Genomic DNA, 15797 nt, shown 5'->3' on the forward strand with positions numbered 1-15797 from the left:
TCGGAAGCGATGGCTCTCGACAACGCCCCCCCCTTTTCCCCGAACGACACCCTGCTCGAGACGCTGCCGCTGTCGCCGGCACTGAAGGCGCTGGCTCGGCGCGCGGTCCTGCGACGCTACCGCAAAGGCGTCGTGCTGATCCAGGAAGGCGAGAGCGGCGACACGCTCTACATCCTGGTCTCCGGCCGGGTCAAGGTCTACTCGATCGGCACGAACGATCGCGAGATCACCTTCGGCCTGTACGGCCCGGGCGAACTGATCGGCGAGATGAGCCTGGACGGCGGCCCGCGCTCGGCCAGCGTCATCACCGTCGAGCCGACGATGGCGGCGGTCGTCAACCGCCAGATGCTGCTCGAGCACATCGGCGAGTACCCGGAATTCGCGCTGGAGCTGCTCGCCAAGGTCATCGCCCGGGCCCGGGCCGCCACCCGCGACGCGCGCAACATGGCGCTGGTCGACAGCTACGGCCGCCTGTCGGTGCTGCTGCAGGAGCTCTCGCTCGAGCAGGCCGACGGCACGCGCCGGATCGCGACGCGGCTGACGCATTCCGAGATCGCCAGCCGCATCGGCTGCTCGCGCGAGATGGTCAGCCGGCTGCTCAAGGACCTCGAGCGCGGCGGCTACATCGACCAGACCGACCAGCGCCTGACGCTGCTCAAGCCGCTGCCGGCGCGCTGGTAGCGCCGGGATCGCGGGCGGATCGCGCCGGGCGGCCTCAGCCGGCCGAGCTGCGCAGCGGCGGCGGGCCGAACTGGCGCTCGGGCCGGGCCGCACGCGCGTACAGCGGCTCGACCTTCGGCAGGTTGGCCTCGATGTCGCGGATGCGCGTCGCGCCGGCCGGGTGGGTCGACAGGAACTCCGGCGGCGCGCCCTTGCTGGCCTCCATCATCTTCTGCCACAGCGTCACGCCGGCGCGCGGATCGTAGCCGGCGCGTGCCGCCAGTTCCATGCCGACCAGATCGGCCTCGGACTCGTCGTCGCGGCCGAACTTCAGCGTCAGCAGCTGGCCGCCCATGTTCGCCACCGAGCGGCCCACGTCGCCCAGGCCGAGCAGCGCCGCGCCGAGGCCGATCATGCCCTGGGTGGCCATCTGCTTGCCCATGCGCTCGCGGGCATGCTCGCGCAGCGCGTGCGCCATCTCGTGGCCCATGATCATCGCGACCTCGCTGTCGCTGAGCTGCAGCAGCTGCAGGATGCCGTAGTAGAAGGCGATCTTGCCGCCAGGCATGCAGAAGGCATTGAGCTCCTTCGAGCCGATCAGGCTGACCTCCCACTTCCAGTCCCGGGCGCGCGGGTTCCAGTCGTAGGTGAACGGGATCAGCCGGTCGGCGATGGCCTGAAGGCGCTGCTGCTGCGGATGGTTGGCCGGCGCGAGCGCACGCTTGCCGGCGGCCTCGGTGCGCATCTGCTGATACTGCATCGTCGCGGCTTCCTCGACCTGCTCGGCCGAGACCAGCTTCGTGAACTGCGAGGTGCGGCCGACCTCGACCCCCTCGCGCGCCAGCGCCGGCCAGGCCGTGCCGATGGCCGCACCGGCCAGCAGCCCGGTGAACAGCCGCCGTCCGTGCAGCGGGCAGCGGCAGTCGCTGCGGTGCAGGTCGATGCGGGTGGTGATCGTCGCGTCGTGGACGAACTCCGGATTCGGTGGGGTCATGGTCGTCATCGCTCCTCGAGGCAGGGTCCGGTGGTCCTAGTCGTCGGCCGCGGCGGCCGCCGGATCGACGTCCAGCGCCTGCACGGTCGGGCGCAGCCCCCGCAGCATCCACAACGCCGGCACGGCGGCCAGCGTCGACACGATGAAGAAGCTCGGCCAGCCGATCGACTCGGCCAGCACGCCCGCCAGCGGTCCGACCCAGACCCGCCCCACCGACGCGAAGGCCGACAGCAGCGCATATTGTGTCGCGGTGAAGCGCTGGCTGGTCAGGCTCATCAGGAAGGCCACGAAGGCGGCCGTTCCCATGCCGCCGGAGAGGTTCTCGAAGGCGATGACCATCAGCAGCCCGCCGTCGACCGGCGTGGCCTGGGCCAGGCGCAGCAGGCCCCAGTCGAAGGCCGGCACCGTCAGGCCCGGCAGCGCGCCCTTGCCGTGGACCGCCAGCCACCAGAAACCGAGGTTGCTGAGCATCTGCAGCAGCCCGAACAGCATCAGCGCGCGCCACAGCCCGATGCGCATCATCAGCGCCCCGCCCAGCAGCGCGCCGCCGATCGTCAGCCACAGGCCGATGACCTTGTTGACCACGCCGACCTCGGCCGAGCCGAAGGCCATCGCCTTCAGCAGGAAGGGCGTCATCAGGCTGCCCGCAAAGGCGTCGCCCAGCTTGTAGAGCACGATGAAGCCCAGGAAGGCCCAGGCGCCGGGCTGGGCGAAGTAGCTCGACAGGCCGCCCAGCAGCGTCTCGAAGCGCGCGGCCCGCGCCGCCCAGGCGCCCAGCGGCAGCGTCACCGCGATGCCCAGCAGCAGCGCCAGCAGGTCGGCCCAGCGCTGGCGCAGCGCCGGGGCCAGCGCGGTGTGCTCCAGCAGCGGCCCGAGCAGCGCGCTCGACAGCGGGCCCAGCACCCGGTCCGTCAGCAGGTAGCCGGCCGCGGCGGCCGCCAGCACCGCGACGAAGCCGATCAGGTCGTTGCGCGCGACGCTCTCGGGCCGCGGCATCGCCGGCAGCCGCGGCAGCAGCAGCGCCGAGACGGCCGCCGCGATCACCATCAGCAGCGCCATCAGCCGGTAGACCTCCGGCCAGGTCCAGCCCGCCGGCCCGCCGGCATTGACCGGATCGGTCCAGATCAGCGCGATGCCGCCCGACAGGATCATCGCCAGCCGGTAGCCCAGCACCGACAGCGAGGAGCCCAGGCCGCGCTCGGCCGGCGGCAGCAGGTCGGTGCGGTAGGCATCGATCACCACGTCCTGCGAGGCCGACAGGAAGGCGATCGCCACGGCCAGCAGCGCGTACAGCCGCATCGAGTCCTTCGGCGAGGTGCCGGCCATCAGCATCAGCAGCGCCGCCAGCGCCAGCTGCGTCAGCACCAGCCAGCCCCGGCGCCGGCCTGCGCCCGGCGGATCGAAGCGGTCCATCAGCGGCGCCCACAGGAACTTGAAGGTGTAGGGCAGCCCGACCAGGCTCAGGAAGCCGATGGTCGCGACATCGATGCCCTCCAGGCTCAGCCAGGCCTGCATCGCCTGCCCGGTCAGCGCCAGCGGCAGCCCGGAGGCGAAGCCCAGCACCAGCACCGCCGCGAGCCGCCACGGCCGCCAGTCCGGCCCGGAAGGCGCCACGGCGGACGGAACAGGCGGGATCGGAGCGGCGGCAGGGGCGGTCATGCGCCGATTCTAGGAGGCAGGGATCGCATCGATCGCCGACAATCCCGCCCATGCAAGCCGCCCCGTTCACCCGGCAGGACTTCCGAGCCGCGCTCGGCCTGTTCGCCACCGGCGTCACCATCGTCACCGCGCGCGCGGCCGACGGCACGCCGGTCGGCCTGACCGCCAACTCCTTCAATTCGGTGTCGATGGCACCGCCCCTGGTGCTGTGGAGCCTGTCGCTGCAGGCCGGCTCGATGCCGGTCTTCCGCGGCGGCTCGCACTACGCGATCCACATCCTGGCCGCCGAGCAGCGCGAACTCGCCGAGCGCTTCGCCACCCGCGGCATCGACCGCTTCGACGGCCTCGACTGGAGCGAGGGCACCGGCGGCATCCCGCTGCTCGAGGGCGCCGCGGCGGTGCTGGAATGCCACAACCGCAGCCGCCACGAGGAAGGCGACCACGTCATCTTCGTCGGCGAGGTCGAGCAGTGCCGCTACCGGCCCGGCGCCTCGCCGCTGATCTTCCACGGCGGACGCTTCTACACCGAGCTGCCGCTCTGACCGGGGCCGGGCCCGGCATGCGTCGACGCGACACCCTGCTCGGCCTGCTGCCGGCGCTGCTGCTGCCGGGCGGCTGCGCCCTGCCCGGCCCGGCCGGGCGCGATCCGGCGCTGCAGCCCTTCTCGGTCGACAGCCCGTGGAACACCGCGATCGGCACGCAGGCGCGCTTCGTGCCGATCGACAGTCCGGCCTTCGACCCGGCCCGCGGCGCGCGCATCAACAGCCGGCTCTGGAGCCATCCGGTCTTCGTGGCCTCGCCGGAGGATCCGGTGGTGGCGATCCACCGCCGCGGCGACGCCGACGCGCTGCGCCGCCTGCCGGTGCCGCCCGAGGCCCGACCGGATGCCAGCAGCGACGGCGCCCTGCACCTGATCACGCCGGATCACCGCGAGGTGATCGAGATGTGGCAGGCCCGGCGCATCGGCGCGGACCGCATCGAGGCCCGCGTCGTCGTCGTCAACGACCTGACCGGCCCGGGCATCGCGCCCTTCTGGCATGGGGCCCGCGCCTACGGCGGCTCGGCCATCGGCGGCCTGATCCGGCGCGGCGAACTGGCCGCGGGCGAGCTGCCGCATGCGCTGGCCGCGGCGGTGCGCCCCGAGGCGCTGAACCGCCACGGTCCGGACGACCGGGCCTGGGTCTGGCCGGCCTCCTCGGCCGACGACGGCGACGGCCGGCGCTATGGCGAGCGCGGCAACCTGCACATGGGCAGCCTGCTGGCGATCCCGCCCGAGGTCCGGCTCGACACGATCGACCTGCAGCCCGGACCGGAGACCGCGCTGGCGCGCGCGTTGCAGGACCGCGGCGTGCTGATCACCGACTGCGCCGCCGGCAACCTGGTGCTGTATGCCGAGCCGGCCGCGGCCGACGAGGTGGCGCGGATCCGGCCCGGCACGATCGCCGCGCTGGTCGCGCGGCTGCAGATCGTCGCGAACAACCATCCGGCATCGGTCGGCGGGGGCGGCCGCCCGCGCCGGCCACCGGTGGCGCCGCTGCGCCCCTGGACACGCGCTTGAAAACGCACCCGGGCGACGCCATCTCGCCTGATGCCCCCCGAGGCATCCTGCCCCACCCGGAGACCCGTCGATGGAAAGCGTTCTCGTCACCTGCCCCCACTGCCATGCCGTCAACCGGATTCCCCAGGTCCGCCTGGGCGACCACCCCGACTGCGGCCGCTGCCACCGGCCGCTGTTCGACGGCCTCCCGATCGAGCTCGACGACCACAACATCGACGCGGTGCTGGCGCGCACGCCGCTGCCGGTCATCGTCGACTTCTGGGCCGCCTGGTGCGGGCCGTGCCGCCAGATGGCGCCGCAGTTCCAGGCCGCAGCCCAGCAGATGAAGGGCAGCGCGCTCTTCGCCAAGGTCGACAGCGACGCCTGCCCGGAAGCCAGCGCCCGCCATGCGATCCGCAGCATCCCGACGATGGTCGCCTTCCAGGGCGGCCGCGAAGTCGGCCGCCTCAGCGGCGCGATGCCTGCGGCGCAGATCGTGCGCTGGGTCGAGGACCTCACGCGCGGCTGAGCCGCAGCCCCGGCCGCACCGGGCGTGCATATGCCACGAGACATGCCGCCACAGTGACGGAATCGACGCAGAACACAGCCGTTTCAGTACCGATCGCATCAATGATCTGACAGTTATTTCAATTTCGGCTGTTTGCGTGCGGTCCGTTGCGGACGCGACGGTGGGTCCCGTCCTAGCATCGGATCCATCTCCACAACAACATGGCGATCGAGATGAACACCCAGTTCGGCGACCTTCCCGACTTCACCCACCCGACCATCATCGATGCGGTCCTGCGTGAACTCGACCACCCGCCACGCACCCAGCGCACCTCGCCGGTGCAGCAGAACACCCTGGGCAGCGCCCGCCCGCGCTCGGTCAGCTGCAGCGTCTGCAGCCGCCGCGTGCTGCCGGCCCAGCTGCTGACGCACATGCAGAACGAGCACGGCGGAGAGGTCTTCAACCGCACCTCCAGCGGCCTGCCGCGCGGCATCTGGTTCAGCTCGCCCTCGCCGGTGCGGCGCACGCGCTGATCCGGGGCGGATCCGGCCGTCCGCCGGATCACGGTGCGCCCGCGCACCGCGACTTTCTTGCCTGTTTGCCATGGACATATGCTCGACATTCCTGTCGAGACGGTCCTTCGGCATCAAGGTGCCGTCTTCATCGTCGATCCGAGCCGATGCGGCCGGAGCAAGCCCGCTCCGGTGCCGCGGTCACCACACAAGGATTGGCGATGAAAAGCGTGCTGCTCGTGGACGACTCGGCCACGATGCTGATGAGCCTGAAGGGATCGCTGGAGATCAGCGGCTTCCGGGTGGAGACCGCGCCGGACGGCGCCGCCGCGCTGCGCAGGCTGAACTCCGGCCTGCGCCCGGACCTGATCATCACGGACATCAACATGCCGCACATGGACGGCCTGTCGCTGATCCGCGAGGCCCGCAAGCTGCTGCGCTTCACGCCGATCCTGGCGCTGACGACCGAAAGCCAGCGCGACAAGCGCGACGAGGCCAAGCGGCATGGCGCCACCGGCTGGCTGGTCAAGCCGGTGGGCGGCAGCGACCTGCTGAAGGTGGTCAACCAGGTCCTGACACGCTGATGCGCCGCCTCTGGGATCGCCTGCGGCCGCAGCGCCGGCCCGACGCGGGCAGCCTGGCCGAACTCGACACGCTGCGCCAGGGCCTCGACATCCTGCGCGGCCAGCTCGCGGCGGCCGAGCGCTCGTCGTCCGAGGCAGTGCTCGACATGACCGACCGCCTGGTGCGGGTGCAGCAGCGCTGCGACGCGCTGCAGCGCGAGATGGACCGGCTGCTGCAGACCTCGCGCACGCTGTCGAGCGAGGCGCTCGAGCAGGCCGGCCGGCAGACGCTCGCGCTGGAGGCGATCGGCCGCCATCGCGAGGCAGGCCGGTCGGCCGACGAGCGCCATCAGAGCGAGATCCGCTCGCTGCTGCTGCAGGTCGAGTCGCTCGGCCCCTGGGCCGACCGCATCGCCGAGATCGCCCGCCACACCAACCTGCTGGCGCTGAACGCCGCGATCGAGGCCGCACGCGCCGGCGAGGCCGGCAGCGGCTTCAAGATCGTCGCCGGCGAGGTGCGCAATCTCTCGGGCATGACGGCCGAGGCGGCCGGCGAGATCAGCAGCGGCATCCGACTGGCGATCGAGACGCGCAGCCGGGTCCGGCTCGGCGGGCAGGCCCGAGATCACGGCGCCGACGAGCTCGGCCTGATCAGCGAGGAGATCGACCTGCTCGCGCGCACGCCCGGCGCGGTGGCGCGGCAGGTCGACGAACTGTCGCGCGAGATGGAGCAGACCACCCGCGAGGTCCGCGACGACATTCTCGAGGCGCTGGGGCGGATGCAGTTCCAGGACATCAACCGGCAGCTGCTCGAGCAGGTGCAGAAGGGGCTGGAGCATCTGGCGCGCCACTGCGAGGCTGCCGGCCAGGGCCCCGACCTGCAGCGCCAGCAGGCGCTGAGCCGCACGATCGGCACCTGGCGCGAAGGCTACGTGATGCACAGCCAGCGCAAGGCCCACGCCGCGGCCACCGGCGATGCCAGTGCAGCCCGAACGCCGGACGAGCCGCCGATCGAGCTGTTCTGATCTGCGCTGATCCGCCGGCTCAGCCGCAGGCGCCGACGAAGCCGCAGGCGGTGCAGAACTCGCAGCCGTCCTTGTGGATCATCGCGGCGTTGCCGCATTCCGGGCACGGCTTGCCGGCCATCACGCGACCGGCCACCGGCGCGCCGGCGTCCTTGGGAGCGGCCGCCGGCGCCGAGGCGGCTGCGGCCTCCTCGCCGGCGCTGCCCGGCTGGGCCAGCACGCCCATCTCGCTGACCGGATGGCCCTCCTCGTCGAGGATGCCCAGCATCGCGTAGCGGTGAATGATCAGCCGCGCCACATAGGCCACCGTGCTCGGCCAGACCTGCTGGCGCCGCTGGCCCGGCGGCAGGCCCGGCACCGGCGCCATGAAGTGGCCCAGCGGCTCGCCGATGCTCAGCATCTTGCGCAGCTTCATGCCGATCCAGCCCGGATCGATGACGCGCATGTCCAGCGACAGCAGCCGCGCCAGCCCGTCGAAGGCGCGCGGATAGTTGCCGGCGAAGCCGATCGCGCACGGCCGCGTGACATGGCCGCCCTCGGGCGTCGGCAGCGAGACTTCCTTGAGCGTCAGCGTGAAGGCCTCGCCGCTGGCCGGGTTGTCGATGTCGACCGCCCAGGCCAGCGTGCCGTCGACGCCGGTGCGCGGCTCCTCGCGGCTGAACATCGCGTCGAGCACCGGCGTCGGGCCGCCTTCCTGCAGCGCGCCGAGCTGCTCGCAGCGCCAGCGGATCACCGCGGCGGTGGCGGCGACCACGCCGGGAAAGCGCCGACGCTCGCCGGTCGGCGGGAAGGGCATGTCGAAGGCGCGCTCCTCGGCCACCGTCGCCAGCGCGTCGAGCTTGAGCTTGAGCCAGCTCGGGTCGTTGGCGCGCATGTCCATCGACAGCGTCTTGGCCAGCGCCGCCAGGCCGCGCGGCTGCTCGGCGCCGTTGAACCAGACCTCGAAGGGCAGCGTCTGGCCGAACAGGCCCGCGTCCGGCCCGGCCTCGGCCGGCAGCTCGCCGACGAAGAGCGCGAAGTCGCCGTGCGGATGCTGGATCAGGTAGCTCCAGGCCGGATTGCCCGCGGACAGCTCCGGCCGGCCCGGCCAGCGCAGGCTGGCGAGCACCGGCTGCGGCAGGCGGTCCAGGCGCAGCCGGCGGTTGGTGCCGTCGTCGTCGGCCCCTGCGGCCACCGTCAGCGGCTGGGGCTGGGGCGCAGCCGGAAGCGCCGGCGCCGTGGCGGCCGGTGCGGCGGCCGGGGCGGGAGCCGCCGCCGGCGGATCGACGCTGAGCACCGCGCCGAGCACGCTGTTGGGCCGGTAGGTCGCCAGCCCCTTCAGCCCGGACTTCCAGGCGATGAAGTACAGGTCCTGGAAGTCCTCGTACGGGTAGTCGGCCGGCACGTTGACCGTCTTGCTGATCGAGGTGTCGATGAAGGGCGCCACCGCCGCGACCATCGCCTCGTGCGCCTCGGCGCTCATCTCGAGCGCGGTGACGAAGGCCTCGGTCAGCGGCGCGTCCTTGCCCTTCAGGTGGCGATGCAGCCGCCAGGCGTGATCCTCGACTGCATACTCGCGGAAGCTGCCGTCGGCCTCGCGCTTGCGCCGGGTGTAGGTCCAGCTGAACGGCGGCTCGATGCCGTTGCTGGCGTTGTCGGCGAAGGCCAGGCTGATCGTGCCGGTCGGCGCGATGGAGAGCAGGTGCGAGTTGCGCAGGCCGTGGGTGCGGATGCGCTCCTTCAGGTCGGCCGGCAGCCGCGACGCGAAGCTGCCGCGGCTCAGGTACAGGTCGGCATTGAACAGCGGGAAGGCGCCGCGCTCCTTCGCCAGCTCGACCGAGGCGCCGTAGGCGGCGTCGCGCATCACCTCGGAGATGCGCCGCGCCATCGCACGCGCCGCCGGCGTGTCGTAGCGCAGGCCCAGCATGATCAGCGCATCGCCCAGCCCGGTGAAGCCCAGGCCGATGCGGCGCTTGTTCGAGGCCTCCTGCTGCTGCTGAGGCAGCGGCCAGACCGTCTCGTCGAGCACGTTGTCGAGCATGCGCACCGCCACCGCGCAGACCTCGGAGAACGCGGTCTCGTCGAAGGAGGCGGTCGAGGCGAACGGATCGCGCACGAAGCGCGTCAGGTCCACCGACCCCAGGCAGCAGCAGCCGTAGGACGGAAGAGGTTGCTCAGCGCACGGATTTGTAGCGGTAATCGTCTCGCAATAGCCGAGATTGTTGTCCTCGTTGATGCGATCGATGAACAGGATGCCCGGCTCGGCGTGGTCGTAGGTCGAGCGCATGATCTGGTCCCACAGCACGCGGGCACGCACCCGGCGGTAGACCCACTGGCCGTCGTCGCGGCGCCAGGCTCCGGCGGCCTTGATCTTGCGGCCCGGCTCGGCCTTGTGGACCAGCTCGATGTCGTCGTCGGCCTCGACCGCGCGCATGAACTCGTTCGTGACGCCGACCGAGATGTTGAAGTTGCGCAGGTCGCCCTGGTCCTTGGCGTGGATGAACTCCTCGATGTCGGGATGGTCGCAGCGCAGCACGCCCATCTGCGCGCCGCGCCGGCTGCCGGCCGACTCGACCGTCTCGCAGCTGCGGTCGAACACGCGCATGTAGCTCACCGGGCCGGAGGCGTGGCTGTCGGTCGAGCCGACCCAGGCGCCCTTGGGCCGGATGCGCGAGAAGTCGTAGCCGACGCCGCCGCCGCGGCGCATGGTCTCGGCCGCCTCGGTCAGCGCGGTGTAGATGCCGGGAAAACCCTCTTCGGGTTCGGCGATCGAGTCGCCCACCGGCTGCACGAAGCAGTTGATCAGCGTCGCGCCCAGCGGCGTGCCCGCCGCCGAAGCGATGCGCCCGGCCGGCACGAAGCCGCGCTCCTGGGCCTCGACGAAGCGGGCTTCCCAGTGCGCACGCGATTCCGGCGCCTCGCCGGCCGCCAGCGCATGCGCGACGCGCCGGCGCACATCGGCGGCGCTGCGTTCGCCGCCCTTGGCGTATTTCTCGACCAGCACCTCGGCGCTGATGGGCTGCTCGGGCAGCGTGGTCTCGTCCTGGGTCCGTTCGTCTCGGGTCACGTCCGTCGTCATTCCGCTCTCTCCTGGGAGGAACGCACTCTGCGCCGGGCCGGCGGCGCGCGCAAGGGCAATTCCATGTGCGGCGCATCAGCATCGAGTGAAGAACTTGACGAACCCGGAATGCGAAATCGATCGGCGTTGACCCGACGCAATTCCCTGCCGCGCGGGGCTGTGGATAGTGGGTTTCCACCCCGGCATCACGCGCTGGAACGAAAGGTGCTGCCATGAACCCCTCCACCGCTTCCGCACCGCCCGAGCTGCTGCTGGCCGGACCGGCCGACGCCCTGCTGCGCAGCCTCGACGCACTGCGTCGCGTGCGCGATCCCGGCGTCGGGGCCAGCATCCTCGAGCTCGGCATGATCGAGTCGCTGCGCCTGCGCGACGGCGAGGCCGAGCTGTGCCTGGTCACGCCGGGCGCCAGCTGCCCGTGCAGCGACCTGACCGCCGACGCGGCCTTCCGCGCCATCCAGCAGGCCCTGCCCGACACCGACATCTACCTGACGCAGGACCACGCGGTCGAATGGACGCCGCGGCGCGCCAGTGCCGCGCTGCGTCATCGGCTGGGCTGGAGCAGCGAGTTCCGGCCGGAAACCGAGCGGGGCTTGCCGCTGCTCAAGCCCGGACATCCTGAAGATTGAGTCGCATCAAGACTGTTACCGAAGCGGGGCTGGCATGATGGATTCATGGCTGTCGTTCGTCGCCCCATCTGGATGCGTACCGCCCCGGCGGATCTCTCGCTGCAGCAGGCCCCCGAGCCGCCCCGGCTGAGCGGCGACCTGCCCGCCGCCACGCGCGTGCTGCAGGCCCTGCGCGCGGTGCGCGAGCAGGGAGAAGGTCCGGACATCGTCAGCAGCGGCCGGGTGCGCGCGATCGAGGTCGGACCGGACGAGGCGGTGCTGACCCTCAGGCTCGGCGGCGGGCGCTGCGGCAGCGCGCAGGTGCTGGCCGAGCTGGCCTTCGACGTGATGCGCGAGCAGCTGCCCGACCTGGATCTCTACCTGCACCACGAGCACTCGGGCGGCTGCCCGAACCACTGACGCGCCGGCCTCAGCCGCGGCCGACGAAGGGCATCGCGCTGGCCATCACCGTCATCTGCAGCACGTTGGCCGACAGCGGCAGCGCCGCCATCTGCAGCACCGCGTCGGCGGCATGCTGCACGTCCATCACCGGCTCGACCTTCAGCGAGCCGTCGGCCTGGCGGATGCCGGCGGTCATCGCCGCGGTCATGTCGGAGGCGGCGTTGCCGATGTCGATCTGCCCGACGGCGATGTTCCAGGCGCGGCCGTCCAGCGCCGCAGTCCGGGTCAGGCCGGTGATCGCGTGCTTGGTCGCGGCATAGGCGACCGAGCCGGGGCGCGGCACCTGCGCCGAGATCGAGCCGTTGTGGATGATGCGGCCGCCCTGCGGCACCTGCGCCTTCATCGTGCGGAAGGCCTCGCGGGTGCACAGGAACATGCCGGTCAGGTTGGTGTCGACCGAGCGCTGCCAGTCGGCCAGCGTCACGTCCTCGATCGAGACGCCCTGCGTGAAGATGCCGGCGTTGTTGAACAGCACGTCGACCCGGCCGAAGCGCGCGCGCGCGGCAGCGAACAGCGCGGCGACCGCGGCCTCGTCGGTCACGTCGGCGGGCACGGCGAGCGTGCGTGCGGCGATCTCGCCGCCCGGCTGCGCCGCCGCGGCCTCGTCGATGACCGCCTGCAGACGCTCCAGGCGCCGCCCGGCAAGCACCACCGACCAGCCCGCGCGCAGGAAGGTCAGCGTGCAGGCGCGGCCGATGCCGCTGCCCGCGCCGGTGATCAGCACGGTGCGGACACCGGTGGCAGTCGAAGGAGCGGCCGAAGAAGCGGCTGAATGGACGGTCGCGGAGGCCGGGAGGTCGGCGCGGGCGCCGGAAGGCGCGGACAGGTCGGCGGTCATGGGCGGATGCGGGGGCAGTTCGGGGTTCTGGGGCCCCGATGATGCGCGATCCGCCGCCCCAAATAAGAACCCCGCCACATGTGGCGGGGCCTCCCTGGATGCATAGTCGACCTGGGGTCAGGTCGATTCCATGGTGCAGAAGCGCGGGGACGGAAACCCCGCATACACGAATGGAACGAGTTCGATAAGTGAAAAAAACGATATGGGTGCAACCATATCCGACGATCCCCCCCTGGGGAAACCCCTCGTTCTGGTGCTCCCGCGCTGCAGCGTGATGAAAGTCAGGTCAGCACGCAATCGATCGGCTTGTGCGGCGCCGGCAGGTCGCGGTCGCCGAGCAGTTCGCGCACCGAGGCCTCGATGTTGACGCTCATCGCGTCCAGCGCCAGATCGTTGGGCGCGGTGCCGAAGGGCTCCTCGATCTCGTCGCCGAGCGCCTCGATCGCGAAGAAGGTGTAGGCGACGAAGGTCACCATCAGCGGCGTCATGACCCCGATCGAGTCCAGCAGCCCGAAGGGCAGCATCAGGCAGTAGAGGTAGACGGTGCGGTGCAGGATCACCGAGTAGGTGAAGGGCAGCGGCGTGTAGGCGATGCGCTCGCAGCCACCGTAGGCGTCGTTCAGGCCGGTCAGGCTCTGGTCGATCTGCATCGCCAGCACCGAGTCGAGCCGGCCGGCGTCGCGCTGCTCGCGCACCCAGCGCGACAGCCACAGCAGCACCGCCATCGCGACGAAGCGCCGCGACAGCACCTCGTCGGCGACATCGGCCGGCAGCAGCCGGCGCAGGTCCTCCTCGCCGCTGCGGCCGCGGAACTGGTGCCGCGCGGCGTGAACGAAGGCGGCCAGCCCGCGCACGAACGGGCGCGCGCACGCCTCGTCGGTCATCGTGACCGCGAGCCGGGCGGCGCTGCGGGCGTCCGTCAGCATCCGGCCCCAGAGCTTGCGCGCCTCCCAGTAGCGGTCGTAGCTGGCGCTGTTGCGAAAGCCCAGGAAGATCGCCAGCGCGACGCCGACCAGCGAGAACGGCACCGCCGTCAGCGTGATCTTGTGGTGCAGCAGCTGGCCGTGAAAGGACACGACCAGCACCGACAGCAGCAGGATGCACAGCAGCTGCGGCGCGATGCGGTTCAGGATCGAGCCGCGCACGACGAAGAGCATGCGCAGCCAGTGGGGACGGGGACGGACGATCATGCGGTCGCAGTATCAGGCAAGGCGCGAGAGTCTACCGAGGCGGCCCCGGCCGCGGCGCCGATGACACCGCATCGCGCGGGGTCGCGCCGCGCACCTCGAAGCGCACCGATTCGATGCGCCCGCCCGGCAGCCGCAGCTCCAGCTGGTGCCGCCCCGGCCACGGCGCCCAGGCCAGCCGCGCGCCCTGCCCGAGCCGGCGGCCGTCGAGCCACCAGGTGCCCGGCTCGCCCTGGAAGACGATGCGCTGCACCTTCGGCGGCATGTCCGGATCGAGCGCGTAGAGCGCACCCGGCTTCGGGCTGGCGATGCCGCGCAGGCCGGCGCCGCCGCGGGTGTGCTCGCCGCGCCGGATCTCGGCCTGCTCGGTGCCGGCGATGAAGAATTCGTCGCGCGCCGGCCGGGCGTCGCCGGCGACGAGCTGGCGCACCAGGCCCGGCGGCAGCGGCGGCGGGCGTGACGGCCGACCGTCGCGCTCGTGCAGGGCCTGCACCAGCGCGCGCCAGACCGGCGCGGCGCCGGTCGTGCCGCTGACGGCCTGCATCGGCTCGCCGCTGGCGTTGCCGACCCAGACGCCGACCGTGTAGCGGTCGGTCCAGCCGACGCACCAGTTGTCGCGCAGATCCTTGCTGGTTCCGGTCTTGACCGCCGCGAAGCCGCGCGTCACCAGGGGACTGTCCAGCCCGAAGGTGACCGCGCGCGCCGCGTTGTCCGACAGGATGTCGCCGACCAGCCAGGCCGCCGCGGCGCTGCCGACCTGCCGCCCCGGCCCGAGGCGGCCGCCGTTGGCCAGCCCGCGATAGGCGTTCGTCAGCGCCGCCAGCGTCGTCTCGGCGCTGCCGAGCGCCAGCGCCGCGCCGTGGAAGCCGCCGCTGTGGCTCAGGCCCAGCCCCCAGGCGTTGAGCCGCTCGAACAGGTCGTCGGGCGTCAGCATCACGCCCAGGCGCACGGCCGGGATGTTCAGGCTCGACGCCAGCGCCACGCGCGCGCTGACCCAGCCGTGGAAGTCGCGGTCGTAGTTCTGCGGCGCGTAGACGCCGCTGCCGGCCATCAGCTGCGTCGGTGCGTCCTCGATCAGGCTGGCCGGGGTGATCAGGCGGCGCTCGAAGGCCATCGCGTAGACGAAGGGCTTGAGCGTCGAACCCGGCTGGCGCCGCGCCAGCGCCATGTCCACCGCCGCCGCGTCCGACAGCGCCGTGCCTGACGAGCCGACCCAGGCGATCACCTCGCCGGTGGCGTTGTCGAGCACGACGACGGCACCATCCTCGACATGGCGCAGGCTCAGCTCGGCGAGCTGGCGCCGCAGCGCGTGCACCGCCAGGCGCTGGATCGGTGCGTCCAGCGTCGTGCGCCAGGTGGCCGGGCGCGGCGCCGGCAGCGCCTGCCAGGCCCGCAGCGCCTGCCGGGCGTGGTGCGGCGCGTCGTTCGGTGGCGCGGGCAGCGGCGCGCGGGCAGCGGCGCCGGCCCCCAGCGCACGGGCCGCAGCCGGCCCCAGCGTCGCGCAGTCGAGCCGCTGCACCGTCAGCAGCGCGCACGCTCGCCGCTCCACCACCGCGCGCGGCGCGTTCGGCCCGCGCACCAGCGCCGCCAGGATCGCCGCCTCGGCCGCGTCCAGCCCGCTGGGCAGCTTGCCCAGCAGCACCTGCGACGCCGCCGGCACGCCGACCAGCTCGCCGCGCATCGGCACGCGATTCAGATAGGCCTCCAGGATCTGCGCCTTCGACCAGCGCGCCTCGATCTGCCGCGCCGCGGCGATCTGCCCGAGCTTGCCGGCGACGCTGCGCCCGCCGGCCGGGCGCGTCAGGTCGCCATCGACCAGGGCGGCCAGCTGCATCGTGATCGTGGAGGCGCCCTGCGTGGCGCCGCTGCCCGACAGATTGGCCCAGGTGCTGCGCGCCAGACCCGCCCAGTCGACGCCGGTGTGGGCGTGGAAACGATGGTCCTCGGCCAGCACGATGGCGGTGCGCAGCGCAGGCGAGAAGTCGGACAGCGCGACCCAGGGCTGGCGACGGGCGGTCGGGTCGACGCGGATCGTCTGGATCGGCTCGCCGTGGCGATCGAGCAGGATCAGGTCGGAGGGGCGGTGCGCGGCGCGGACTTCCGGATACGTCGGCAGCGGCAGCGCCAGCGCCACCGAACTCGCCCCCCACACCGTCATCCCCGCGAAGGCGGGGAGCCACGCACGCCAC

The 15797-nt window shown here is 72.2% G+C and carries 15 protein-coding genes; 9 read left to right on the top strand and 6 right to left on the bottom strand.

The genetic code is table 11. The features are described 5' to 3' along the window. Positions 1–9 precede the first annotated feature (9 nt). On the top strand, positions 10–681 hold the full coding sequence (locus tag HNQ01_RS12520) for a Crp/Fnr family transcriptional regulator (RefSeq protein WP_173805781.1): 672 nt from the start codon (positions 10–12) through the stop codon (positions 679–681). A 34-nt stretch (positions 682–715) separates the two neighbouring features. Here HNQ01_RS12520 and HNQ01_RS12525 read toward each other — a convergent pair whose 3' ends face one another. Both HNQ01_RS12525 and HNQ01_RS12530 read right to left on the bottom strand, forming a co-directional pair. Then, entirely contained in the window at positions 716–1654 is a 939-nt protein-coding gene (locus HNQ01_RS12525; protein ID WP_173805783.1) for a M48 family metallopeptidase, read from the bottom strand. Positions 1655–1690: 36 nt separating this feature from the next. Next, the gene (locus tag HNQ01_RS12530; RefSeq protein ID WP_173805785.1) at positions 1691–3313 is read right to left on the bottom strand and encodes an AmpG family muropeptide MFS transporter; all 1623 of its coding nucleotides are present in this window, start codon (positions 3311–3313) and stop codon (positions 1691–1693) included. 50 nt (positions 3314–3363) lie between these two features. Between HNQ01_RS12530 and HNQ01_RS12535 the strand changes: the two genes are divergently transcribed. The 6 genes from HNQ01_RS12535 to HNQ01_RS12560 all read left to right on the top strand — a co-directional run bounded on the left by HNQ01_RS12535 (position 3364) and on the right by HNQ01_RS12560 (position 7458). Next, positions 3364–3855: a flavin reductase family protein gene (locus tag HNQ01_RS12535; RefSeq protein WP_173805786.1), complete on the top strand. Its 492-nt coding sequence runs from the start codon at positions 3364–3366 to the stop codon at positions 3853–3855. Between the two features lie 17 nt (positions 3856–3872). Continuing rightward, positions 3873–4871 (top strand): hypothetical protein, encoded by a 999-nt coding sequence (locus tag HNQ01_RS12540; protein WP_173805787.1) that lies wholly within the window; start codon positions 3873–3875, stop codon positions 4869–4871. 70 nt (positions 4872–4941) lie between these two features. Continuing rightward, positions 4942–5379, top strand: coding sequence for a thioredoxin TrxC (gene trxC, locus HNQ01_RS12545; RefSeq protein ID WP_173805788.1), 438 nt, complete (start codon positions 4942–4944; stop codon positions 5377–5379). Positions 5380–5579: 200 nt separating this feature from the next. Continuing rightward, complete coding sequence (locus HNQ01_RS12550) at positions 5580–5891, top strand: hypothetical protein (RefSeq protein ID WP_173805789.1); 312 nt, start codon at positions 5580–5582, stop codon at positions 5889–5891. A gap of 200 nt (positions 5892–6091) precedes the next feature. Next, on the top strand, positions 6092–6454 hold the full coding sequence (locus HNQ01_RS12555; protein WP_173805790.1) for a response regulator: 363 nt from the start codon (positions 6092–6094) through the stop codon (positions 6452–6454). Further along, positions 6454–7458 carry a methyl-accepting chemotaxis protein gene (locus HNQ01_RS12560; RefSeq protein ID WP_173805791.1) on the top strand — a complete coding sequence of 335 codons (1005 nt, stop codon included), beginning with the start codon at positions 6454–6456 and terminating at the stop codon, positions 7456–7458. Before HNQ01_RS12555 ends, HNQ01_RS12560 begins: the two co-directional genes overlap by 1 nt. A gap of 19 nt (positions 7459–7477) precedes the next feature. On the opposite strand, the gene HNQ01_RS12565 is transcribed toward HNQ01_RS12560, so the two are convergent. Then, the gene (locus tag HNQ01_RS12565) at positions 7478–10516 is read right to left on the bottom strand and encodes an adenosylcobalamin-dependent ribonucleoside-diphosphate reductase (RefSeq protein ID WP_173805792.1); all 3039 of its coding nucleotides are present in this window, start codon (positions 10514–10516) and stop codon (positions 7478–7480) included. 212 nt (positions 10517–10728) lie between these two features. Here HNQ01_RS12565 and HNQ01_RS12570 point away from each other — a divergent pair, with 212 nt between their 5' ends. Together HNQ01_RS12570 and HNQ01_RS12575 are read left to right on the top strand one after the other, a co-directional pair. Beyond that, complete coding sequence (locus HNQ01_RS12570; RefSeq protein ID WP_173805793.1) at positions 10729–11142, top strand: iron-sulfur cluster assembly protein; 414 nt, start codon at positions 10729–10731, stop codon at positions 11140–11142. A 45-nt stretch (positions 11143–11187) separates the two neighbouring features. Further along, positions 11188–11541: an iron-sulfur cluster assembly protein gene (locus HNQ01_RS12575; RefSeq protein WP_173805794.1), complete on the top strand. Its 354-nt coding sequence runs from the start codon at positions 11188–11190 to the stop codon at positions 11539–11541. A 10-nt stretch (positions 11542–11551) separates the two neighbouring features. On the opposite strand, the gene HNQ01_RS12580 is transcribed toward HNQ01_RS12575, so the two are convergent. The 3 genes from HNQ01_RS12580 to pbpC all read right to left on the bottom strand — a co-directional run bounded on the left by HNQ01_RS12580 (position 11552) and on the right by pbpC (position 15766). Beyond that, the gene (locus HNQ01_RS12580) at positions 11552–12307 is read right to left on the bottom strand and encodes an SDR family oxidoreductase (protein ID WP_353621695.1); all 756 of its coding nucleotides are present in this window, start codon (positions 12305–12307) and stop codon (positions 11552–11554) included. Between the two features lie 395 nt (positions 12308–12702). Further along, a complete protein-coding gene (locus HNQ01_RS12585) occupies positions 12703–13611 on the bottom strand; it encodes a bestrophin family protein (protein ID WP_173805796.1) in 909 nt (302 codons plus the stop codon). A 31-nt stretch (positions 13612–13642) separates the two neighbouring features. Continuing rightward, the gene (gene pbpC, locus HNQ01_RS12590) at positions 13643–15766 is read right to left on the bottom strand and encodes a penicillin-binding protein 1C (RefSeq protein WP_173805797.1); all 2124 of its coding nucleotides are present in this window, start codon (positions 15764–15766) and stop codon (positions 13643–13645) included. Positions 15767–15797: the final 31 nt, after the last annotated feature.

Source organism: Sphaerotilus uruguayifluvii, assembly GCF_013294065.1.
Classification (GTDB): Bacteria; Pseudomonadota; Gammaproteobacteria; order Burkholderiales; family Burkholderiaceae_C; genus Sphaerotilus; species Sphaerotilus uruguayifluvii.

Excerpts from the sequence above, each read along its gene's own strand:
- pbpC (WP_173805797.1), bottom strand. The coding sequence starts at position 15,766 with ATGACGGTGTGGGGGGCGAGTTCGGTGGCGCTGGCGCTGCCGCTGCCG.
- HNQ01_RS12530 (WP_173805785.1), bottom strand. The coding sequence starts at position 3,313 with ATGACCGCCCCTGCCGCCGCTCCGATCCCGCCTGTTCCGTCCGCCGTG.
- HNQ01_RS12565 (WP_173805792.1), bottom strand. The coding sequence starts at position 10,516 with ATGACGACGGACGTGACCCGAGACGAACGGACCCAGGACGAGACCACG.
- HNQ01_RS12525 (WP_173805783.1), bottom strand. The coding sequence starts at position 1,654 with ATGACCCCACCGAATCCGGAGTTCGTCCACGACGCGACGATCACCACC.
- HNQ01_RS12560 (WP_173805791.1), top strand. The coding sequence starts at position 6,454 with ATGCGCCGCCTCTGGGATCGCCTGCGGCCGCAGCGCCGGCCCGACGCG.
- HNQ01_RS12535 (WP_173805786.1), top strand. The coding sequence starts at position 3,364 with ATGCAAGCCGCCCCGTTCACCCGGCAGGACTTCCGAGCCGCGCTCGGC.
- trxC (WP_173805788.1), top strand. The coding sequence starts at position 4,942 with ATGGAAAGCGTTCTCGTCACCTGCCCCCACTGCCATGCCGTCAACCGG.
- HNQ01_RS12540 (WP_173805787.1), top strand. The coding sequence starts at position 3,873 with ATGCGTCGACGCGACACCCTGCTCGGCCTGCTGCCGGCGCTGCTGCTG.
- HNQ01_RS12575 (WP_173805794.1), top strand. The coding sequence starts at position 11,188 with ATGGCTGTCGTTCGTCGCCCCATCTGGATGCGTACCGCCCCGGCGGAT.
- HNQ01_RS12550 (WP_173805789.1), top strand. The coding sequence starts at position 5,580 with ATGGCGATCGAGATGAACACCCAGTTCGGCGACCTTCCCGACTTCACC.
- HNQ01_RS12585 (WP_173805796.1), bottom strand. The coding sequence starts at position 13,611 with ATGATCGTCCGTCCCCGTCCCCACTGGCTGCGCATGCTCTTCGTCGTG.
- HNQ01_RS12570 (WP_173805793.1), top strand. The coding sequence starts at position 10,729 with ATGAACCCCTCCACCGCTTCCGCACCGCCCGAGCTGCTGCTGGCCGGA.
- HNQ01_RS12555 (WP_173805790.1), top strand. The coding sequence starts at position 6,092 with ATGAAAAGCGTGCTGCTCGTGGACGACTCGGCCACGATGCTGATGAGC.
- HNQ01_RS12520 (WP_173805781.1), top strand. The coding sequence starts at position 10 with ATGGCTCTCGACAACGCCCCCCCCTTTTCCCCGAACGACACCCTGCTC.